General features: G+C 43.7%; 21 protein-coding genes. 3 read left to right on the forward strand and 18 right to left on the reverse strand.

Annotated elements, in window-relative coordinates; all coding sequences use genetic code 11:
- Positions 1-50: 50 nt before the first annotated feature.
- The 13 genes from MSMAS_RS03755 to MSMAS_RS03805 all read right to left on the reverse strand — a co-directional run bounded on the left by MSMAS_RS03755 (position 51) and on the right by MSMAS_RS03805 (position 11,402).
- Positions 51-3,125, reverse strand: coding sequence for a tetratricopeptide repeat protein (locus MSMAS_RS03755; protein ID WP_048046323.1), 3,075 nt, complete (start codon positions 3,123-3,125; stop codon positions 51-53).
- A gap of 381 nt (positions 3,126-3,506) precedes the next feature.
- Positions 3,507-3,668 carry a hypothetical protein gene (locus MSMAS_RS18595; RefSeq protein ID WP_155395183.1) on the reverse strand — a complete coding sequence of 54 codons (162 nt, stop codon included), beginning with the start codon at positions 3,666-3,668 and terminating at the stop codon, positions 3,507-3,509.
- 1 nt (position 3,669) lies between these two features.
- Positions 3,670-3,807 (reverse strand): hypothetical protein, encoded by a 138-nt coding sequence (locus MSMAS_RS18600; protein ID WP_155395182.1) that lies wholly within the window; start codon positions 3,805-3,807, stop codon positions 3,670-3,672.
- 686 nt (positions 3,808-4,493) lie between these two features.
- On the reverse strand, positions 4,494-4,643 hold the full coding sequence (locus tag MSMAS_RS18045) for a 30S ribosomal protein S27ae (RefSeq protein WP_011032551.1): 150 nt from the start codon (positions 4,641-4,643) through the stop codon (positions 4,494-4,496).
- Positions 4,644-4,664: 21 nt separating this feature from the next.
- Positions 4,665-4,970, reverse strand: coding sequence for a 30S ribosomal protein S24e (locus MSMAS_RS03765; RefSeq protein WP_011032550.1), 306 nt, complete (start codon positions 4,968-4,970; stop codon positions 4,665-4,667).
- Positions 4,951-5,538: a GTP-dependent dephospho-CoA kinase family protein gene (locus tag MSMAS_RS03770; RefSeq protein WP_011032549.1), complete on the reverse strand. Its 588-nt coding sequence runs from the start codon at positions 5,536-5,538 to the stop codon at positions 4,951-4,953. The genes MSMAS_RS03765 and MSMAS_RS03770 overlap by 20 nt, the downstream gene beginning before the upstream one ends.
- A 1-nt stretch (position 5,539) precedes the next feature.
- Positions 5,540-5,725, reverse strand: a complete 186-nt coding sequence (gene spt4, locus MSMAS_RS03775; protein ID WP_011032548.1) for a transcription elongation factor subunit Spt4 — start codon at positions 5,723-5,725, stop codon at positions 5,540-5,542.
- Between the two features lie 28 nt (positions 5,726-5,753).
- Positions 5,754-6,338 (reverse strand): DNA-directed RNA polymerase, encoded by a 585-nt coding sequence (locus MSMAS_RS03780; RefSeq protein ID WP_011032547.1) that lies wholly within the window; start codon positions 6,336-6,338, stop codon positions 5,754-5,756.
- A gap of 61 nt (positions 6,339-6,399) precedes the next feature.
- Complete coding sequence (locus MSMAS_RS03785) at positions 6,400-6,765, reverse strand: PIN domain-containing protein (RefSeq protein WP_011032546.1); 366 nt, start codon at positions 6,763-6,765, stop codon at positions 6,400-6,402.
- Entirely contained in the window at positions 6,762-7,988 is a 1,227-nt protein-coding gene (gene eif2g / locus MSMAS_RS03790) for a translation initiation factor IF-2 subunit gamma (RefSeq protein ID WP_048039828.1), read from the reverse strand. Before eif2g ends, MSMAS_RS03785 begins: the two co-directional genes overlap by 4 nt.
- A 278-nt stretch (positions 7,989-8,266) precedes the next feature.
- A complete protein-coding gene (locus MSMAS_RS03795) occupies positions 8,267-9,430 on the reverse strand; it encodes a formate--phosphoribosylaminoimidazolecarboxamide ligase family protein (protein WP_011032544.1) in 1,164 nt (387 codons plus the stop codon).
- Between the two features lie 307 nt (positions 9,431-9,737).
- Entirely contained in the window at positions 9,738-10,478 is a 741-nt protein-coding gene (locus MSMAS_RS03800; RefSeq protein WP_011032543.1) for a stage II sporulation protein M, read from the reverse strand.
- Positions 10,479-10,544: 66 nt separating this feature from the next.
- Entirely contained in the window at positions 10,545-11,402 is an 858-nt protein-coding gene (locus tag MSMAS_RS03805) for a DUF63 family protein (RefSeq protein ID WP_011032542.1), read from the reverse strand.
- A gap of 958 nt (positions 11,403-12,360) precedes the next feature.
- Between MSMAS_RS03805 and MSMAS_RS03810 the strand changes: the two genes are divergently transcribed.
- The 3 genes from MSMAS_RS03810 (at position 12,361) to MSMAS_RS03820 (ending at position 14,884) form a co-directional block, all read left to right on the forward strand.
- Positions 12,361-13,431 (forward strand): NAD(P)-dependent glycerol-1-phosphate dehydrogenase, encoded by a 1,071-nt coding sequence (locus MSMAS_RS03810; RefSeq protein ID WP_011032541.1) that lies wholly within the window; start codon positions 12,361-12,363, stop codon positions 13,429-13,431.
- A 296-nt stretch (positions 13,432-13,727) separates the two neighbouring features.
- On the forward strand, positions 13,728-14,177 hold the full coding sequence (locus MSMAS_RS03815) for a UPF0179 family protein (RefSeq protein WP_011032540.1): 450 nt from the start codon (positions 13,728-13,730) through the stop codon (positions 14,175-14,177).
- Positions 14,178-14,248: 71 nt separating this feature from the next.
- On the forward strand, positions 14,249-14,884 hold the full coding sequence (locus MSMAS_RS03820) for a DUF2150 family protein (RefSeq protein ID WP_011032539.1): 636 nt from the start codon (positions 14,249-14,251) through the stop codon (positions 14,882-14,884).
- Positions 14,885-15,034: 150 nt separating this feature from the next.
- Here MSMAS_RS03820 and MSMAS_RS03825 read toward each other — a convergent pair whose 3' ends face one another.
- The 5 genes from MSMAS_RS03825 to MSMAS_RS03845 all read right to left on the reverse strand — a co-directional run bounded on the left by MSMAS_RS03825 (position 15,035) and on the right by MSMAS_RS03845 (position 22,003).
- Positions 15,035-16,204: a glycosyltransferase family 4 protein gene (locus MSMAS_RS03825; RefSeq protein ID WP_048037966.1), complete on the reverse strand. Its 1,170-nt coding sequence runs from the start codon at positions 16,202-16,204 to the stop codon at positions 15,035-15,037.
- A 436-nt stretch (positions 16,205-16,640) separates the two neighbouring features.
- Positions 16,641-17,633, reverse strand: a complete 993-nt coding sequence (locus MSMAS_RS03830) for a galactose-1-phosphate uridylyltransferase (protein WP_048046324.1) — start codon at positions 17,631-17,633, stop codon at positions 16,641-16,643.
- Between the two features lie 343 nt (positions 17,634-17,976).
- Positions 17,977-19,800, reverse strand: a complete 1,824-nt coding sequence (locus tag MSMAS_RS03835) for a glycosyltransferase family 4 protein (RefSeq protein ID WP_080927454.1) — start codon at positions 19,798-19,800, stop codon at positions 17,977-17,979.
- A gap of 340 nt (positions 19,801-20,140) precedes the next feature.
- On the reverse strand, positions 20,141-20,947 hold the full coding sequence (locus MSMAS_RS03840; protein ID WP_048046325.1) for a DUF1638 domain-containing protein: 807 nt from the start codon (positions 20,945-20,947) through the stop codon (positions 20,141-20,143).
- 261 nt (positions 20,948-21,208) lie between these two features.
- Positions 21,209-22,003 (reverse strand): DUF1638 domain-containing protein, encoded by a 795-nt coding sequence (locus MSMAS_RS03845; RefSeq protein ID WP_048037918.1) that lies wholly within the window; start codon positions 22,001-22,003, stop codon positions 21,209-21,211.
- Between the last annotated feature and the right edge of the window lie 41 nt (positions 22,004-22,044).

Below are 22,044 nucleotides of genomic sequence, written 5' to 3' on the forward strand. Positions count from 1 at the left end.
CATTTGCTTTTTTGATACCTGCGGAATATTTTTGAGCATTTTTTACTGCTTTAAAATTTTCCAAGTTTTTCTATGCTTTCCCTCATGGGCTCCGTAGAGAAAAGGCTTTTTTCAAGTCTTTCCGTAAAATCTTCCAGAACGGACACAGGAATATAGAAGTCAGGAAACGGAGGTGTGAGTGTTTCAGGCTCGATTTCCCCATTTTCCACGCTTCCTGAACTGAGCCCTGGAAGGACAAGAAGGAAAGACAGGATAAGGACTGAAATTACATACTCTCTCCCATAAAGTGCCCACGAAGTTATATTTTCCCCAGCCGGGTAGAAAATCTGGCTTATATAGGCCGCAGGCCAGGATATAAAAGGCAGGGTCGAAGCTGCGGGGTGAGACAGCAGTATGCTGAATATAAGGGCTACAATTATTCCGAATCCGGTTTTTTTAATAAACGAACGCGCTCCCGGAGCAAACCACCATTCCCACCAGGCGTGTTTTGGCTTCTTTGCGCGAATACTTTTAAGGAGCAGGGCTGCAGGCTGTTTTACCTTTCTGGAATTTTCAAGTTTCAGGCACTCTTCGAGCCTTTCGGAAGCTTTTCGGAAGTAATGGACTTTGCAGTAGAAAAGCCCGAGGAAATAAAGGGCATAAGCTCTCAATTCACTGTCTTTTGCTTCCCTGCAAACGGTTGCCTTTTCAAGTTTTCCGGCAGCTGTAAGAAGGGCGTACCTGAAACGTGCGCTGTCTTCATCAAAAAAAGATTCTGCATATATATACCTGCCATATGCATCCCAGAGCATAAGCCTCTGGTTCTCAGTATCAAGAGTAAGAGCCCGCCTGAAGGAATCAAGGGCGTTTTCACATTCCTGTTCTTCAAGTTCTACTCTGCCTTTTAGACTTCTTGAATATGCATTATCAGGGGCTTCCGCAATAGAAGCTTCAAGCTCCTTTAATGCACCTGTGCTGTTCCCAATCATGAAGTAAATCTCTGCAAGCCCGTTTCTGGCATGAATGTTTTTCGGGTTTGCTTCAATTGCTTTCCTGTAAGCTCGAAGGGCTTTCTCCAGTTCTCCCTGCCTTGAAAAGGCAAAACCCAGCAGGCATAAGGAAAGGTCAGAATCACGGTCTTTTAATGTCAATTTCTCCAGAAATTCGGCAGCTTTCCCAAATTCCTCAAGCTTTATAAGTGCAAAGGCTTTCATAACAGAAGCCGGAACATTTTCAGGATCTAAAATAAGGACACTATCGAATTCTTCAATTGCTTTTTTCCATTTTCCGAAGTGCGCAAAAACAATTCCTTTTCCTGAGAACGAAATTTTTCCGTTTCCCGAAACCTTTCGGGCATCCTCAAAGGCTTCAAGGGCATCTTCGTACCTGCCAAGAGCATCAAGGGCAAAACCTTTTGCATTCCTGAGAATTTCCAGTATGGGCTTTTTGCCGGCAGAATTCATGGCAAAATTCATCATCCAGGATTCTTCTACCTTTTTTTCTTCATCCGGATCTCCTTTTCCTTCCGCACCCATGTTTGTGTAAAAAATCTCTTCTGCCTGCTCAAAGAGCACCAGAGCTTCTTCATATCTCTTAAGGCATATTAAGGAAATTCCTTTGTAAACAGCTGGAGTTATATCTTCCGGGCTGTACTCTGCTGCCCTGTCAAAAGCTTTAATAGCTTCTTCGTATTCCCCAAGTTCGGCAAAAGCAAGTCCCCTGCATTTCCATCCCTCAGAGCCTATTTTATTCTCAGATAGCTTTCCTGACAATTCAAGGTATTTTTTAAAAGCGGTCTGGAACTGGTTTTCAAGTGATTCTCCAGAATTCTTTAGTCTGGCTTTAAGCCTGGAAAGGACAATTCCTTTATTGTATCTAGCAGGCAGGCTTTCATAGTCAAGAGTAAGGAGGTTTTCATAAGCTTCCAGGGCTTCCCTGTATTTACCGAGTTTGCAGAGAGCATTTCCCTTCCCATTCCAGGCAAAAGCGTTTTCAATATCGAGGCTCAGAGCCTGTTCAAAAAACTCCAGGGCTCTGGTCAAATCCCCGAGCTCGTAATAGATTTCCCCGATTCCGCTCAGGGTACAGCTATTTTCAGTTCCTAACGCGAGGGCTCTTTCATAAGCCTTCATAGCTTCGTAATATTTCCCGAGGGCAAGGAGGCAGCTTCCCATTCCTCCCCAGCTCTCTGAATTTTCCGTGCCTTCTTTGAGCGTTTTACTGAACGAATCGAGAGCTTTCTGGTAGTTCCCAACAGCCAGAAGAGCTTTTCCCTTATTGATTTTTGCCTCAGTAAGGGAACTGTCTATCTGAAGAACACTTTCAAACTCCAGAAGCGCTTCTCCGCATCTTCCCAGACTCCCCAGCAGCCTGCCTTTTTCCAGCCTGTTTTCTGCGTTCATGGGCTCAAGTATAAGGCTCTTCTCAAAAGCTCCAAGAGCTTCTTCTCTCCTTCCTATGCCTTTCAGAATTTTACCCTGGGTCTCCCATGCTCCTGCGGAAGAGGGTTCAAGTTCAATAGCTTTCTCACACGCTCTCAGAGCTTCTCTTCTCCTGCCCAGGGATAGATACGCTTTTGCCTTTCCCTCCCATGCTCCTGCATGTGAAGGCTCAAGTGCCAGTGTTTTTTCAAACGCTTCCAGAGCCTCCATACATTTTCTCAGAATGTAGAGAGATACCCCCCTGTAGTACCAGGCTCCGGGGTTATCAGGGTTTATTTTAAGAGCTTCTGAAAGAGCTGAGACTGCCTCAGTATGCCTCCAGAGCTGGTTTAAAGCAAGCCCGCTGTAATAGAGTGCTCCTGCGTTTTCAGGATCTCTTTCGATTACTCCTCTGAATGCTTCCAGAGCTTTTTCCGGGAGGTTCAAATACCCCAGAGTAAGCCCCTTAAAGTAGCGGGCCGGGATGTTTTCCGGGTCAAAAGCAAGAGCCTTTTCAAAAGCTTCCAGGGCTTCGTCAGGACGGTCAAGGTATCTGAGTATATTTCCCCTGTACTGCCAGGCAACCGTGTCCTTAGGGGTTATCTCAAGCAGGGCATCAAAAGCCTCGAGAGCTTTTTCAAAATTTTTCTCTGACCCTATAGGATTTTTGAGATTCAAAAGAGCAAGAGCTTTGCTGTACCAGGCTCTGGCGTAAAGAGACTGCATATTCCCCCGGGAGTTCTCTTCTAAAAATATTTGTGTGAAATTATATACGCTCCCGGCTATAAATATGATTGCAGAAAAGAGTTACTGATCTATAATTTGGATTTTTCTGATAAAATGAAATAATAATCAGTATAAAAATTAAAATTCAGCAAAAAAAAGCAAAGACCAGTAATGGATTTAACAATCCTTAAAAATAATAAAAAATAAGTGTTGAAATTAAAAATCAATAGAATAAATTAAAAGTCAGTAGAATAAATAAAAGTCAGTAGAATAAATAAAAGTCAGTAGAATAAATAAAAGTCAGTAGAGTAAATAAAAGTCAGTAGAATAAATAAAAGTCGGTAAAATAAATAAAAACAGACATCTTGAAGTTAAATTCCATTATTTCTTCTTTTCTGGCGGGAGTTTGAATATCAGCCTTACGTTTCTTAAGGTCAGGTTCCTGATGATGAGAGGTTCAGGTCTCAAGCCCTTTATTTTCAGATTTTTTATGTTCGCTTCCTTTATTGTGATGATTTTTGTTTCTGTGTTTTTCTCTGACATGTTACCTCTTTGCTTTCCTGACGTCTCTTAATGTCAGGTTCCTTATAATAAGAGGTTTCGGTCTCAGGCCTTTTACTTTAAGGCTTTTTATGCGAATATTCTTTACTCTGACTATTTTTGTTTTATCTTCCCCAGGCATATTTTATCCCTATCCTTTCCGAAAGCGTCTTTGTTTCCTTAATGTATTTTTTAAGTATAATATTCTGATATATTCCGAAGCAGTTTTCTGCCTCTCTTTTTAAGTCCGGTTTTTTCACAGGTTTTTTCGAGACGGTAAAAATCAGAAATATTACTTCTAATAGAAATTAGCATACAAAATAGATAAAATCTTGCATAAAAGTAGTCCTTAAATCTGATTTATTTATTTTCAATAATGTAATTTTTGGGATTTGAAATTATATAATATTGAAGCAAACTCTGGCTACTTAAGGAAAAACAGAGCCCTGTAATGTCGGAAAAAATCTGAAAGAAATCTGAAAGAAAAAACTGAAAGGTTTCAAAGAGATCCTCAAAAAATTCAAAAAAAGACCGAAAACTTTAAAAAGTCCTGAAATATTTAAAAAATCCTGACCTATTTAAAAATCTTGAAATATTTAAAAAAGACTGAAAAATTCAAAGAAATGATCTGAATAATTTAAAAAATCCTGGAATATTCAAAGAAAGGATCTGAATAATTTAAAACATCCCTGAATAATTCAAAAACCTCATAAACTTCCAAAGAAAAGATATGCGGTATTTTCTTCTGTAAAAAGACCTGAGTAAAAGGAGCTGCAGGAAAATTCCTGCGCTCCGGGTTGAAAAATGAGTTATGATTTCCCTTGCGGGTTATTTCTTGAATTCGGTGTAGCCGCACTTCCCGCAGGCGAGGCGGTTTTTGTGGTCGGCAAGGAATACACCGGGTCCGCATCTGGGACAGAACTGTTTGAGTCTGGTTACGGAGTCGCCCTGGACTTTGTAATAATCTTTTACTGCCATGTTTATACACCTCGGTAAGGCTTAAGCCTCTTCTCCCTCAGTTTCCGAACCAGGGACAGCGTTCCTTTTAAGGACATATTCCTGTTCTACCTGTTTCATGCGGTCTGCGTCTTCGTAGAGCTTTGCATAGCCCTTGCTTTCCTGCATACCGTATTCGGTCTTGATCCTCTGGATAACCAGCAGTTCAAGGGGAGCATTTAACATTGCAGCAAGCTTGTTCCTTACATCATTTCTGGAAGGAGTCGAACCTTCATATTTCACAATGAAATCCAGTTCCCTTCTGTTTAAAAGTGGATTCTTTTTGTCTTTAATTATCTTTATGTCCATCTAGGATTCTCCGTATTTTATCCAATTCATTATTCTGATTTTTACTGATAAGCTTTTCAAAAAGAGCTCTTATTTCCTCTTTCTTTTTCTCGGTGACCTCTACAAAGACCACGCCCTCATCGGGCTGTCCGTAAAGGACAACAGACCCCGGTGGAGCCAGAAGGATTACCGGAAGGGTTGCCAGATCTTCTTCTCCCCTTACAAAAATGCGGAGAAGCTTTTCCGAAGCAAACGCTTCGCAGAGAGTTCTTATAAGCTCATCGGTGATTATTCCTGCAGGATTGTCAACCGAAACTTCTTCATATACTTTGTCCCTGTTCCGGACCGAAACATCGCTGGATACCGGTTTCCTTTTGGTTCGGTCATCCACAATACAGATGTCCGGAATAATTCCGGCTTCGAGCAGGTGGAAGGTAGTAACATCCCCTACGGATATAAGTTTTGTGGGGCTTGAAAGTTCCCCTGCAAACTTCTCTATCGTATCCCTGCCCTTTCCTCTGTATAAAATACCGAGGGGTTTTTTCATAAGTGGGCGAAGTTCTCTCGGAAGTTCGATATGAACACTCAACTCAGCGCACCTTCAAAGCAAATCTATCCGGGATGTCAACCCCGAGTCTTTTTGCGATTTCCGAGCGTTCGGTATCAAGAATAATAACAAGTCCATTCCATTCTTCTGCAAGGTCTGAAGTTCCGCAAACAGGACATGTTTGCCCTTCGAGAACCCTCAGGCAGTGTCGACAGACTTTTTCTGGCATTGCAATCCTCTCTTTTGCCTTTTTTTACTCAGGCAGCCTCTTCACCTGGGGTTTCTTGAGGCTGTTTCTTTCTGCGGGCTTCTTCGAGCCACTGAAGTTTTCCAAGGGCTGTCTGGCGCATGGTAAGTCCTATCTTGCTTTCTTTCGGCTCCCTCTCATTAATGCTGACCGCGACAATTCTGGCCCTTACATGGTCGCCTTCGGCAATTGACTTGCCTCCGCTTTTAGTAACAAGCCTTGCATTTTTCGCATCATAGGAAATAAAATCATCAGTGATCTGGCTGACGTGTAGCAGCCCGTCCATTGGTCCCATCCCTATGAAAACTCCGAAGCCTACAGCCTCAACGACTTCGCCTTCTATGATTTCCTGGAGATCAGGGTAGAACATTATCGCTTCAAATGTCACATCGTAGTACACAGCCCCGTCTCCGACAAGGATATGTCCTTCTCCGACCTCGTCAATATTGTAAACAGCAACGAGAGAGCCAAGTTTCTTGTCTACCTGCCCCTCAAGTTTCTCCCTTAATGCATTTTTAATAGTGGGCATTATTTCTTCCCCGAGAAGGGTAGGAGGGATACGAACCGTATCAACGAGTTTCATTAATTTATACATCTGCTAATCACCCGTAAACTTAATCAATCGAACTGCTGCCCCGGAATCTCCGGTGGGTTTTTCAAACAAAATCCAGTTTGTTTTTCTGGCGCAGGGATATGGTCTGGATCCCGCTTTCAGCAAGCCTGCGCTTCAACCCTATATCGTTTGTCAGAACAGCCGCTCCCATCTCTTTTGCGAGCCTGAGGATCACATCATCAGCAGGTCCCTTGCCTGCGATCCGCATGCACCTTTCCATCATGGACCTGGCAACCTTTGCGGCTGTCCTGTTTGAACCTTTCTCCCGCTTTATGAGTTTTTCTATTTCAAATACAACAGCTTCAGGCACATAGAACTCATTAAAACCCAGCCTTTTCAGCTCTTCAAAGATATCCACTCCGAACTGGACAGGGATCATGAATCCGTTGGTGTCAATTATAATTTTCAACTCTTTATTACCCCTACTCCAATGAGCCGCCAGCGGGAATCGACTCTCCTGCTGATCGCAACCATAGCTCCTATGGCTGCACTTATCGGACGCTTGAGTGCCACCTGAGCTTCATTCTTCCGGGCACTTGTGACCACACCTACAGTTGTAGCGGTTCCTATGTTGAGCATAAGGGGTTCACTGGTCTTGATTTCATTAATTTTCTCTTCCCTGGTAACTCCCACAACCCTGTCCAGAAGATGAAGCTCCATAACAAACTGGTGCCTTGTTTCAGGAAGGGTACCCGGAACACCTGCCATCTGCCCCGTAAGGGAGTCTCCCTTTGTCAGGGTAGGGTCAAGATAAGTTCCTACGGCAAGAAGCCCTCCGGGGGTTGCTTCATCTACCTTTGTTGCTCCTGCATAAATTGATGAAACCGTGGTCAAAATAGGGATCCATCTGGTGCTGCCTTCTGTTGTGACCTTTATTCCAGGCCTGATTTCAAGCTCGTCTCCGGGATGAAGCACGCCCTCGGTAAGGGTTCCTCCTATAACTCCTCCGCGGATTTCCTCAATTGAAGCACCTGGTTTATTAATGTCAAAAGACCGGGCAATCAGCATGCTGGCTGGCTTATCTACTTTATGGGAAGGAGTCGGGATCTGGGTTTCCAGGGCGTCGATGAGAATATCAATATTAATATTCTGCTGGGCAGAAATAGGGATTACAGGTGCATTTTCGGCAACAGTGCCCTTGACAAACTCTTTTATCTGGTGGTAGTTCTCGATAATTTTTTCCCTTGACACAAGGTCGATTTTATTCTGGACTATAACAATGTTTTTAATCCCGATGATGTCCAGGGCCATGAGGTGTTCCTTTGTCTGGGGCTGCGGGCAGTCTTCGTTTGCGGCAATTACAAGCACTGCCCCGTCCATAATTGCAGCACCGGAAAGCATGGTTGCCATCAGGGTTTCGTGCCCGGGAGCGTCTACAAAGGAAACTGTCCTGTGCTCTTCCGTTTTTTCTCCGCAGTTAGGGCAGGTTTTTTCGACAGTATAACACTGAGGTTCAGGACATTTCGGGCATTTCATGAATGGGGAATCTGCATACCCCAATCTTATCGAAATTCCTCTTTTTACTTCTTCACTATGCGTATCCGTCCACACGCCGGATAAAGCTCTAACAAGTGTGGTTTTTCCATGGTCGACATGACCTACCATGCCGATATTAACACAGGGCTGACTCAAGTTGTAGTTTCCTCCAGTAGAGTGAAAATAATCTGATATAAGGCAGGTATTTTTCCGAAATCTGTGCATTCAGGACTTTTTTCTTCCCTGGGGCTTTCAGATTTCAATTTCAAACCTGGTCTGATTCTTAATTTTATTATGTGATCCTTGGTTTATTGTAATTGTAACTCAAAGCGAGATCTCATTACTGCTTGAATCCCGCAGATTCAGGAGATCTTTTTAAAGTTTACGGTTTCTGCACAATTTATATCTACTAATGCCGGAAAGCCTTAATAAATTTATGTGACGATCATATCAAGCTTCTCGAGCTCCAGAGCGCGTCTTATCTCAAAGGCAAGCCTTCTGCCCGTACTCATCGGTTTTCTCCAGAGTGAATTGCCATAGGAATGACCCACTGACATATGCACATTTGTCCCGCCGCCTACTCTCGGGGCCACATCATAAATATAGAAATTAAGGTCCTTGTCCACACAGGTCTGGAGGCAGAACGATCCTATAATTCCAGGCGCATAGTGCTCCTGAGTGGCTTTTACGTATTTTTCTCCCATCTCAAAGACTTTGTCAAGAAGAGATTCACGAAGTGTCGCAGAGTTATGTCCGCAGACCGTATATTCAGGAGTGAGCTGGTGAGGTGCAAGAGCCATCTGCTGCGGGGCAGGAAGCCTTACATGCCCGTCAAGGCTAGTCTCAAAGCGCCAGTCAACGCCAAGTAACTCCAGTTTGCTCATTTTCGGCTCGATAGGAGAGTAGAACATGTCAAGATTGAACACTGGTCCTATGATATAACGCTCTATCCTGGCATTTTCAAGGGCGTCGCGCGTAATTACTCCCTGCTTTATAAGAGCTTCGGATTTCTCCTGGTATTCCTTATAGCTTGAAGCCGTAAAAAAGCCTCTCTCGAGTTTCTTTACTGCGTGTGGAAGTTTTACCATTACGAGTTCGTTGATGTCCTCTGGAGATTCTATTTTCTCAGGGAAAGGAAGCCCTGCTTTTTCGAGGATCCAGTAGTAGCTCTGCTGTTCGCTGCGTTCCTCACTTCTCAAAAGGTTCCTGCTTCCTACCATGGGGACCCTGAAATTATCTTCAATCTCATCTATGCTGCAGTAGGAAGTAAAAGAACGGTTAGGGATAAAGAGCACTTTTTCGTCAACCAGTTTCTGCTGGTTCTGGGGCAGAAGGATTTCATTATACTTCTTATATACAACTGTTTCATCGACAATCCCTCTTTTTATTCTTCCGTAATGGTCTCTCTGAGCCCTGAAGTATTCAGTGTAAGTCTTCTCCCTTCCTGCCTGGCAGACTGCAAGGGTCCTGAAGTCTTCTTCAACTGCTCCGTCGCAGATGTCGAGCCCTGAGTGTGAGGCAATTGCCCCTATTTTTATCTTATCAGCGTGCGCGTAATAGCCTTCAACAATTTCCTTTATTTCTTTCCTGTCAATCATATGTGATATCTCTCAGCTTTTTCGAGGTAGTGATACTTCCGTGAGATGGTGATCAGGCACTGGCCTGTGTGATTTTTGATCTGTATTGAAGCAGTATTTCCTGAAATGCAGGTCCCTGTGCTAGCCTGCCGTATTTTGTTAAACAAAAGTTCTGATCGGATTTTTCCCCATTAACGGCTTTACCTATTAAAACCCTTTCTAATAGAAGTAATCATTTATAAATATAGGGTAAGCTGAGGGGGGCATATAATAAAGGTATGGTGAAGGGCTGGTTTGCCCTCTCACGGCAGCTCTGTTTGTCTGATTTTTAGAGGAAACTCAGGATCAAAGGTGTAATAAAGGTCTCAACTATAGCTGCCAGAAAGAGAAGTGGCAAAATCCAGCGAAAATAAAATTGTAGTCCTTCCTTAAATTCTTTTTTTATTTCAGTAGGCCTGCCTATAAGGGCGGCAAAAACCTGGTGCCCCAGTCTGAGCCCTATTCCGGCTGACAGAAAAACCATAGGCAGCTCCACGATTCCGTGAGGAAGGAGAGCAAGGACTATAAAAAGGAGACCTCTTTCCTGGGCTACTATATGCGAGATAACTCCCACAATATACCCGTTGAAAGCGATGAACAGTACAGGAAGGACGCCAAGGGCAAGCCCCAGCACAAGAAAAAGCAGGCTTACAAAGGCATTGTTCAGAAATATCCCGAACATAATGACTATCGGGGGCATTGCAAGAAGGGGTGCAAAACGGGCACTGAACCCTTCCATGAGTTGGTCCGCCATCTCCGGAAAATTTGCCGATGAATGATAACCTGCAAGCAAAGCCCCGAAGAACACAAAGGTAATAAAAAGGACATAAGGCTGGATGAAGCGCAGGTAGCCCGTAAATTCTGATATCTTTGAGGCGCCTCTCTCTTCAGGCAGGGATTTTATTTCCCTGCTGCCAGCCAGATAGGCATTCTCTTGCGGAGGGTACGCTTTTTCTTCCTTCCCCCCGTCAGGAGTTTCTGCTATTATTTCTCCGTTTTTTTCCCGTGAATATTCTTCTTCTCTTTCCATGTTTATCCCCAATAAAACCTGACACATTGAACCCCGGTATCAGCGAGGCACCTGTTTCCTGACTTTTCAGATGCCAAGCATCATCCGGATTGTATTCCGGGTTGCCGGAGAAAGCCCGAGGATCAGGATGACCATTTTAATCAGCATTTTCAGGTTGGTTGACTCATCATCTTTCTCGAACTGGGTATCAAGTGCGTAAAGAACCCCTACGAAGATAATTATCTTCAATGGATACATAACCAGTGCAGTATCCGTAAGTTTAATAAGATATGAGGGGAGCACGTGTTTTTCGAAATACCCGAGTTTATCTATCCCTATATATGTCGAAGAAGCATCCAGCATATGGGCAAGAAGGATGGAAAGGTTCAGGGGATCAGTGAAAATCGCGGATTTTAAGTGTCGGGCAACCAGATAAAAGACAAATGTTAGCCCTGTACCTGCCCCAAGCACAAAAACCGGAACGTAAGGGACTACAATGTCCTCAAAATACAGCAGGGCTCCGAGGTTCAATAAAAACCATGCCAGCCCGAAGCCTGCAAAGGCAGGATGATAATCCTTTACAAGCCCCGCCTTCTGCAGCCTTATTGAGAGCCACAGGCAGATCACTGTTATTCCGAAGACCAGGAAATAAATGTTCGGAGTTATAAGCAAATAGCTGAAAGGGGGGTGAAAGATGTTAGCAGGCGAGTCTTCGAGCACACGCAGGGAGGAGCCCGCAAGCACGAATGGCAGGAGCGAGAGAATGAACTTTGGGGTTATCTTCACTTCCATCTTTTCAAGAAGCCTGAAAACCCCGAAAATACAGATACCCAGTACCACTGCCCAGGTAAATGTGTTTACAATGTTATACCCCTCATCGCCCTTTATGGGGTCAAGATAATAGGTATTGATAAATTGTGAAATTTTTTCCATTAAAAAACTCATCTTATCACTCATTTAAAATGGCAATGACCTGATACAATTAATACTCACAGTATAGCTGAATAAATACTCACAGTATATAGCTGAATATGTTTACTGCATTATAATCTGGAATAAATTTATCTTTTAATTCCGGGTATGGTGGCTCAACCGTGAACCGTGTTCGGTTTAATTACAGATATCTCTTTGCTTTCTCCAGGCTCAACTTTGATAAAAAGCAAACACATTGTGAGAGTCTTATATTATATGTGCATTATATAACTATCTTTTTATAATTTACCTTTGCAGTTACATCTGCGGTAAGTGTTAATAAACATGTCAAATAAGTGCTAATAGACATGTGAAGTAAGTGTTTTAAGTAAGTGTTTATAGACATGTCAATAGAGAGAATTGGTTTAAGTAAATTACCCTGAATAAACTCCTGTGTTCTGGAAAAATATCTGCATTTAACCTGAAACAGGCTTTGAAATTTGACATTTCCGGAAGAAGAACCAATGACTGAGAAACCAAATTGACTGAGAAACCAAATAGGCTGAAACACCAAATAGGCTGAAACACCAAATAGGCTGGAACACCAAATGGGCTGAAACACCAAACGGACTGAAAACCAGAAAAAGAATTCAGGTTTTAATTACCCGAGTCATTCCTTTATTTCTTTTGAGATTAAGTTAAAGAATTAAGTTTCCCTATTAAACTATGTATACTATCTTTCGTAAGTTACCTATGTATTCTGCAGGCATTATTATCCGCAGCCTCAGTTTATAGATATTTGCTGGCAGATATCTGCTGGTGTTAAATACTTTATAAATATAGATATTTGACATAACAGTGCATTTATTATTCCCGGCAAGCGGGTTACTCACTGACTGGATGGTTTAAGCCGGGTTTATATACTCAATCAATTAACTCTAATTAACTCTATTATAAATTATCATTATCACGATCAAAAATTCATGCGGGTATGAAATTGACCATTAATAAAAACAGCGCAAAATGGATGCAGCTTCCAAGAGACGTGCTTGTCGGGCACGGCGTCCTTGAAGAAGTGGGAGATGTCTGCAGGGACCTGAAACTCAAAGGAAATGCGCTGATAGTCACCGGAAGCACTACTCAGGATGTTGCAGGCAAAAGAGTCAGCAGACTTCTGGAGGACGCAGGGAACAGTACGGAAACGGTCCTTACGTGCAGGGCAACCATGGAAGAAGTTGATAAATTAATGGAAAAAGCCCTGAATACGGAAGCGACCTTTTTGCTCGGGGTGGGAAGCGGCAGGTCTATCGATCTTGCAAAACTCGCTTCCACCAGGCTTGAAATTCCCTTTATCAGCGTGCCCACGGCAGCCTCTCATGACGGCATCGCATCTTCTCGCGCCTCGGTAATAGACAACGGAAAAAATGCTTCCATACAGGCTCAGGCACCTCTTGCTGTGATTGCGGATACTGAAATTATTTCGGCCGCTCCGTACCGGTTCCTTGCAGCGGGCTGTGGAGACATCATTTCCAATTATACCGCAGTCCTGGACTGGGAGCTTGCAAGCCGTCTCCGAAACGAGTATTTCGGGGAATACGCTGCTGCCCTCTCCAGAATGGCAGCAAGGGTGGTAATAGAAAACGCCGATTCAATAAAGCCAGACCATGAGACTTCAGCCAGGCTTGTGGTAAAAGCTCTGGTCTCAAACGGGGTCGCAATGAGTATTGCAGGCTCTTCAAGGCCGGCTTCGGGATCGGAACATATGTTCAGCCATGCCCTTGACAGGATTGCCCCAAAGGCTGCGCTTCATGGAGAGCAGTGCGGGGTTGGTACAATTATGATGATGTACCTGCACGGAGGAAACTGGCAGGAGATCAGGGATGCTCTGAAAAAAATCGGGGCTCCCACGAATGCTGAAGAGCTCGGCATAGAGGATAAATATATAATTGAAGCGCTCCTGCAGGCGCACAGCATCCGCCCGGACAGATACACCATTCTCGGAAATGGTCTGACGCTCTCGGCAGCTGAGAAAGTTGCAAGAATCACAAAGGTCATAAATTGAAAAGTTGTTTTATTCAGGCTGAAATAGAAAATTATCAATTCTCCAAAACATCACGAAGCAATATGCTATAAATAAGCAGAATCTTTTAACGCAGGATTCGATTTAATCATGATCAATTGTTCATTCAAATTCAAATGATTTATCTGGTTGATGAATTCGGCTTATTCGGGATAATCCAACTCTAAAGCCTTATTTCATGCCAGGATTCAGTACCGGACTCAAAATTTTTGGGATAACTCAGGTATATCCTGAAAACTCAGAAAAGGCCCGAAAAAAATTTAAATGGAAGAACTATTATGACAGAAAGCGATACCAAAATAACACTCATCGGATCACGGCTGGCAAGGGAAGGTCTGGAATTCATATTCAAAGGTGAAATGCCTGAATGCAAGAAATGCCGTTTGAAGAACACCTGCCTTAACCTTGAACCCGGTCGCAGGTATAAAGTTGTTAGAATTAAAAGCAATGATATACACGAATGTTTCCTGCACGACAGCGGGGTTCTTGCGGTGGATGTCAGCAGGGCTCCCATCACAACAAGTGTGGAGTCCAGAAAAGCAGTTCAAGGGGCAAAAATTATGTATGAGCCCGCCAAATGTGGCAAGAGAGAGTGTGCTGAGTATGAGACATGCCACCCTGAAGGGCTTATAAAAGGGGACAAATGCAAAATTGTAGAGGTCCTCGAGAGCCTTGATTCAAAATGCGAAGCCGGCATTTCCTTGAAAAAGGTAAAGCTTGCATGGTGAACATAAACAAACACCTTTTAGTAATAGTAAGACTGATTATTAATAAAAAAGGTTTATAAGCGGTGTTAAAAGTGCCTGAACATGAAATGAACCAGGTCCCCCCCTATGAATTTTATACCCAAAAGCGCTGGGAAAACTGGCTCGGACGGGCAAAGGAAAGCGGTTTTCAGATCAAAGAGTCTGAAGAAGAAGCCAGCAAGGAAAGTGCTGTATTCGTTAATATGGTAGATGATGTAATTCTTGCCTGCCTGAAAGTGACCGCACGCTTTGAAAAGGAGATGCTCTCCAAAGAAATGACTTTACATATTCTTGAGGAGATCAGAGATATCGTTCTTGCCGAGGTCGAACCTATTTCCGAGGATATTGACCTTATGATTGATTCGGTACAGACCTCTTTAATGGGCGCGCTCGTCGCCTTTGAATGCTATGCCATGGGCGACTACGAGGAAGGAGCAGATATCAATGAGCTTATAAAAGCAGCAATTGATGCCGAAGCCTCGGATAACCTTGAACTCGCTCTTGATTACACTGCACAGTGCGGTGCAATCGTGCTCAAAGGGCAGACCCTGCCGGAAGAGGTAATGGCTGATCTTCCATACGGAATTGTTGCAGAATGGCTTGACGGGATTGATTCTATCTCAGCAGCAATGGTAGGCAGCGACAGTTATAAAGAATTCGATGAAGATGATGAGGACGATGCAATATAACTTCTTTCTTTACACCACATCTTCCTCTTACACTTTTCTTCAAACATTTTAAATCTTTTTTCAATTACTTATATTAAATATTCCAGATTTAAAATGCTCAGAGTTTTCAGTATTTAATTTTTTCCGAAAATTTAAATTTTTTATAATTCTTTAAATACTCATTTTTTCCATAACTTTTTCATATACTTCAATGGTCTTTCTGGCTATTGTCTCCCAATTGTATCTCTTTTTCAGGAGGTCGTAACCTTTTTCTCCCATCCTGTTGCGGCCGAGTCCTTCAAGTACGTAGTTGAGACCCCAGGCAATGGAAGATGGCTCTTTATGAGCAATGATTCCTGTCCTGAAGTTTTCGACAAGAGCGACTGCATCGCTCGCAACGACCGGTTTTTGTGCGTCCCATGCTTCAAGCACAACTATTCCGAAGGGTTCATTCCGGCTCGGGACACATACAAGGTCGCAGGCATTGTACCAGTCTATAAGGGTATTGTCTGGTGCGTAGCCGAGGAAATTGCAGGAATTCCCAATCCCAAGCTTTTGAGCCTGGTATTCGCAATGGGTCCGCATCTCTCCTTCTCCTATGAGAACAAACTGGGCATCGCGCTTCCTCAGGACTTTTGCTGCGGCTTCAACGAGCAGGTCAGGCCCTTTCTGATAGGACATCCTCCCGGTGAAAAGCACCACAGGGAGACAGGGGTGTATCCCATAGTTTCTTTTTATTTTTCCAGGGTCAACCTGTCTTTTTATTTTTCCCACATTTATTCCGTTAGGGATTTCCCACATCTTGTAATCGGGAATTTTGTATATGTGCTGGACTTCCTCTCTCAAAACTCTGGAAGTCGTAATTACATCGGAAGCTTCATAGCCTCCAAGCCATTCCCTGTGTGAGATCTCTTTTGCCTCCCACCAGTCTCCGTGGCGGTTTCCGTTGCGCCCCCATTCCGTGCTGTGGAAGGTCAGGACAAATGGCAGCCCGAACTGGGCTTTAATTCTGCAGAGAACATTTACAGGATGCCAGTCGTGCCCGTGGAGGACATCAAACTCTCCTGCCTTTTCCCGGACATCCAGGAAACGGCAGTACATGCCGTCACACATCCTGTTCATCTGTTCCACTATTCCTCCAGTCCGGTCGCATGCGATCCTGTGATAGTGGACTCCGTTAATTATATCATCATTATTTTCTTGACCTCGGGTAAATAGGTGAACCTCATGCCCCTCAGCTACAAGGGCCTCGGAGAGTTCGGACACGTGAGGGGCGATCCCTCCAACACGTATTGAATGCAAACTTTCCCAACTAAACATTCCTATTCGAATTTTTTTCATAAACTCACTTTTTCCTTTTTGTCTAAGTGAAGGATACCACGGTTTTTCAAAAGTTACAGGCTTCCCCCAGCCCGTCCTGTTCAAACCTTCCAGTTTACCGGAACAGACTTATTTTCCGGATTGGTAAACTCAGGTTGTGCCTTTTCCTACTTAATTTTTCCGTGCGCATTCCCCTCTTAAAAAATCCTTCTCGCACTCTATTTGTAACAGGATTTTTGTCCAAAAGATTTTGTCCAACCAATTTTATCTAAATAATTTTATCTAAATATAACTACCTGTTACAGGGCAATTTTTCCTGTTAAAGATGTAATCTCTATATTTCCCTAACTTTATTCCTTATTTATTATACATAAACATATCTCTGGTTTTTTCTACATGTTTAGGGTTTGAGCCTTTCACCCCGTTTTTATATATTCTGAACTTATTTTCAGATGGCTCATTCATTTCCTTTCAGGTATGAAGCTGCCTTTTCCGGAGAAACGGTATTAATGTAAATCCCTGTGTTAAGTTCAAATCCCGCAGCTGTGGAAAGCCTGGGAAGAAGCCTGAGGTTCAGGTGGTACTCCGGAGTTTCAAAAAGCTGATAGAACATATAATTATAGGACAGGTTTCCAAGTACTTTTGAATATCTTCCGATCACATCCCTTAAAATCTCTCCAAGGGCAAAAAGGAGCCCCGAATCGAGCCCTCCAAGAAAATTTATGTGTTTTTTCGGAAGAATCCATACCTCAAAAGGCACGGTTGAGTAATAAGGGGCAAAAGCTATAAAACCGCTGTTTTCGAAGATAAAGCGCGGGGAAACTCTTTCTTTTTCAAGGAGAGTGCAGTAAGGGCAGTTTTTCAAACCTCTTATGGCTGCCAGCTCCTTTTCAACAAGCTGAGGGCAAACCGGCAGGGCTATTAACTGGCTGTGAGGATGGTCCTGGGAAGCGCCTGCCTCTTTTCCGGAGTTTTTGAAAAGGGATACGTAAGAGATTTTCTCATGAGCCGCGTAGTGGCATACCCTGTCCCTGTAGACATTCATCAGACCTGAGATTTCGGCATCCGAAAAGTCCTCAAGTCTTTTCCCGTGCACAGGAGACTCAACTATCACTTCATGGAAGCCGAATCCCGGAATAACTTCAGGGTCTTTTTCACGGGACTCCGGCAGGGTTGAAAAAGGAGAAAGTGCAGGGTAAAGGTTTGGAAAACAGCGGAAATCCCAGCCGGATATTCTTTTTTCCCCTGTATCGGCAAAGATTTCCCCATTCTTATATACAGCAGTTGCAGGAGGTGTTTTTTCTTCATTTCCCCCGCAGAATACACAGTTTCCAGAACCGTTTTTTCCGGAACCCCCGGATGCCACTGCAAAGTCTGAAGGCCTTTTTGCCCTCTCTTCGGCAATTATACAGTATTCGCAGAGGAAATAATGCTTTCTTATTTCTGACATCCTGAGACCTCAATATATGTATCTCAATTTTTCCTTCCGGCTTGCTGTTTTCAATCTGTTTCTTTTAACCTTCTTCTTTCAGCCAGCTTTTCAATCTTTTTTTAATCCTCTTCTCTCATCCATTTTTTTCAATAAATTTTTTCAACCTTTTCTTTCAGCCAGTTTTTTCAATAATAGGACTTACGCAGTTGAACTGAGAAATCAATAGCAATAAACCCTCAACTGTATAAAACATAAATTTAACCATAAAGCCAATTGAATGTGGTTTTTACCTCAAGTGCGTAAGTCCTAAATAAGTTTCTTCAACCTTTTCTTTCAGCCAGTTTTTTCCGCCTGTCCCTGTTTAGTTTTTGCTTTTTGCGGGGTTTTCATTTTCCCGCATACAGAAGCGAGCTCCGCTGATCAATTCATAATATTGCTCAGCTGGCTTTCTCCAATCCATGTCCTTTGCAAGGAGAAAAGCCTCCCTGCAGAGCAGTTTGTATTTTACTCTATCGTCTACGAAGTTTCTGGTAAAGTAACTGATTGCCAGGGCATATTCAAGGACCGTTTCGTAATAGGAGAGGTCTATGTTGTCCACCACTATCACTCCACCCAGGCCCTCTATCAGGGACTCGATGGTTTTTATGGCATCACTGAAGCCGCAGACCCGGCTTACCACACTTGGTGTCCCTTCTCTTCCTGCTTCAAGCCCTGTGAGCAGGAAAGGGTCATAGCGAGAGGGGAAGACCCCGGCACAGCAGCCTGCCATAAAGTCCCTTACTCCCATACCCAGCCCTCCGTCTGTTTCTGAGATTATCTGGGGGTAGAGGACAGCAGCAACTGAATGCTTCCCTCTTACAAGTTTTGGGAAATCCAGCCCTCTTTCTTCTATCATCTGCTGAAGCCTGAGTTCGTTTCCCACAAGCACATCTTTTGGCAGGTGCACAGGAAATCCTTCGGGAAGGTCAGCCTTCGGGCCTTCTGCTGTTACAAGGAAGCAGATGACCTTTATTTTCTCTTCCATATGCCCTTCCAGAATGCTGTTCCTTATTATGTGTTCAAGAGCCACAAGGGAGTCCAGAAGGTCAGGGTATCCTTTATTTTCAACCTCTATGCGGGAGATTGTGAAAATAGGGATGATCTTTTCGGGCTCGATTTTTTCCCCTCCGTAATACCTGTACAGGTTTTCGGAGAGGAAGCTTCTGATCCCTGAGAGGCAGAGTTCTTTTCTATTCCAGTCTATTTTTTCGGACTCAATGGTTATCCCGTTTCTGATGACAATCCCGTTTATCCCGTAAAAAAGCCTGGCTTCCTGGCGGGTAGACTCCCCTACCGCAGTAACGGTATCCGCATACAGGGCAAGGGCTTCGAGTGAGGCAAGGTTTTCAGGCACACCAGGAGGCCATGTACTGTCATTGTTTCTCCTTTTTTGGATGGAGCTGTATCCTGCAGCCCTGCCCGGAAGGGTTGCATGCAGAGTCGCAACGGTATTTATCGGGATCCCCAGTTTTTTAAGTCTTGCAGGCGCATAAAATGTCCCGAACTCGTGGCAGTGAAGGGAAATCCCGGGACAGGGAATAAGGTCCTTGCCAGCACCTTCTTCTGCCCAGGTGTCTGCAGTTCTTGGAGCCGAACCGATAAGAAGCCGGATAAGCTCTGAAATTGAGTGTGAAAGGGAAAGGTAATGGGTATATTCCGCACCGTTTGGAAGGCTTTCATATTTGAGGGAATCAAGCCCCAGAAGCTCATAGGCTTCGGCTTTGATGCGGCTTTCGAGAGTCATCTCTTTTCCCATATATGATGAGCGAATTTTCCCATAATCCGAGGTCTGGAACTGCATGTAGCCTATCCTGATCTTTCCTGCCATTTCCTCTCCTGTGAAGACCTTAATGCCTTCGCTTTCAAGAGTTTTCAGGCATTTTTCCAGCTCCCCGTCCGAACTCAGAGGGGCAAGCCCTTCCATATCAGTAATTCTGTTCAGGCCACGGTTCCAGTCTGCGCCCCTGTGCCCGAAATAAGGGCCTGCGACAAGGATTTCCGTATTTTCTTTTGCTTTAATTTTTCCGGAATCAAAAAGTGATGCCAGAGTATGCGCTTCTTCGTCAATGACGTTCCAGATCCCGCCCATTTTGTTTGATGCAGGCCCTGCCTCTTCTCCTGCAATAATTATGAAATGGTTTCCCAATTCCTGAATTCCCCCTCAGGCTTTTTACTGTTAGATTCTGTGTTAATTTTTAGTTTGCTGTTAATATTTATTATCTCTATAAATTGATAAAGGAAACTGATGAAGACGGGAAGTTAAGGAAATAAGCAGGAGGGAGAATAAGCAGGAGGGAGAATAAGCAGGAACAGGGAGAGGTAATAAGCAGGAGGGGGAATAAGCAGGAAGGGTATAAGCAGGAACAGGGTATAAGCAGGAAGGGTATAAGCAGGAAGGAGGAAATAAACAGGATAAGGGCCGGGAAACTTAAGCCCGGCTAAGACGGGAAAATAGAGCCGGGAAAAAGCTTTTCGGATAAGAGGCTTCAGGCCTGCGAGCGAGGGCAGGCTTCGAATACCGAGGCTTTTGTTTTTGCGTAACAGTTTTCTATCAGGTGTAAAGTCCCTTCAAGTTCCGTAACTTCAAACTCAAAGAGTGTTGAGAATTCTTTTACGCAGGCATCAAAATCTTTTTCATAAGCAAGTCCCGTGTCCAGTCTTGCAACTCTTTTGTAGCCTGCGTAATCAAAGACGAACTTTGACATGGATATATCGTCAGGGTTCTGGCTCAGGCCTGAGGTTCTTATCATTTCCCTCCAGTTTACAGCCCACATGGGTGTCAGGAAAAAGGTCCCCACTCCTTTGCAGCTTTTCAGGACTTCAAGGTATTGTTTCCTCCCACCCAGAACGGCGCCTATGCAGTCGTCAACGATTTCTCCGTTTTCTTCTTTCAGTATGCAGACCTGGCAGCCAAGGTCTTTGAAATCCTCTTCAATTTTCCCGAGCACGTTTCCGCAGAGCCCGTAAAATAGCAGAATCCCGTCCGAACAGGAAGACATAAGCTCGACTTTTGAGTAAACGGTCTTTTTAAGGTTTTCAGGGATTGCGTGGAGGGCAAGCTCAAGCATATAAACTATCAGGGTCAGGCCTTTTCCTGCCTCTGAAGACTTTTCGGGGATTTTCTCGGGGGAAAGAGCAGTATATACAAGTCCTGTTTCAGCCATCTTTTTCATTATGCCCACGCAGTCTTCATTTTCAACTACAAGCACTTCTTCAATCTCGGGATCGTTTTCCAGAAGGTGCATTATCTCGTCTTCGAACATCCTGCACCCTAATATGGTTATTACCGGCATTTAAGCTCCTCTGGCACGTGCAACTTACTATTTCTTTTTTAAAAACTGATAGGGAGGTCCCTGAAACAATTCATGCAACCAGCATGTGTCCGGAATAATATTTTCCTATTTTTAATAGATATCTCTCTATGAGAAATATATTGCACTGCTTATATATCTGAGCGTTAAAAAAATACACTGATTAATCCTCAGGTATATTTCAATAACCCGGTATAATGCTTTCAGGACAATTTCTAATTTCAAAGCTGGCCTGAAACATTCTCAAGTTTTAAGCGGCCTGAGCAGCATATTCTGCATCATTTTGTATGATTTTTGTGCAATTTCAGTGCTGCCTTCAAGTTCTATAATCTCAAAACCGAAGTTAAGAGCAAATTCCTCTATCTTTTTTTCAAAATCAGGTTCGTAGGAGAGCCCTGTATTGACTCGTGCTACTCTTCGATACCCGAGTTCTCTCAGGTTTTCCGGGGTGAACTCAAAGCCCCCTATCATTCCTTCAAATGTCCCGAAAGCGCTTTTCCAGTTTACTGCCCACATCGGAGTTAAAAAAAAGGTATCACTATAGCTTTTAAGAATTTCCCGATAGCGGGAATTGCCTCCAAGGGCTGCTGCAATACAGTCGTCAAGAGGCCGGGCTGTTCCTCCTGTGCTTCTGTCCTGAAGAAGCTGTAGAGAGCACCCTGTATATGCAAAATCTTTCCGCATCTTTGAAAAAGCATGCCCACAGAGCCCGTAAAAAAGGAGAATTCCGTCCGTAAAACCTGACATAAGGCTCAGGTTTGTATATGTTTTGTTTTTGAGCCTGGAAGGGTCTGAATGAAGTCCTATCTCCTGAAGCTGGACGATGACACTGAACCCATCACTTTTCTTGAGGCAGGATTTTATTTCATGGACAGGCAGTGCCAGAGGTTTAAGACCCTGATTTTTAAGTTTGTCCTGTAAGCCTATATTTTCGTTGTTTTTTACGAGGTAAACCCTTTCCACTTCAGGGTCACCTGAAAGCACGTGGACAATTTCGTCCTCGAATACCCTGCAGCCGATTATGCCCATTGCAGTCATAATACAGGCTCAACCAGGGACTATTAATAAATATCCTTACC

Origin of the sequence: Methanosarcina mazei S-6 (assembly GCF_000970205.1) — an archaeon.
Lineage (GTDB): Archaea > Halobacteriota > Methanosarcinia > Methanosarcinales > Methanosarcinaceae > Methanosarcina > Methanosarcina mazei.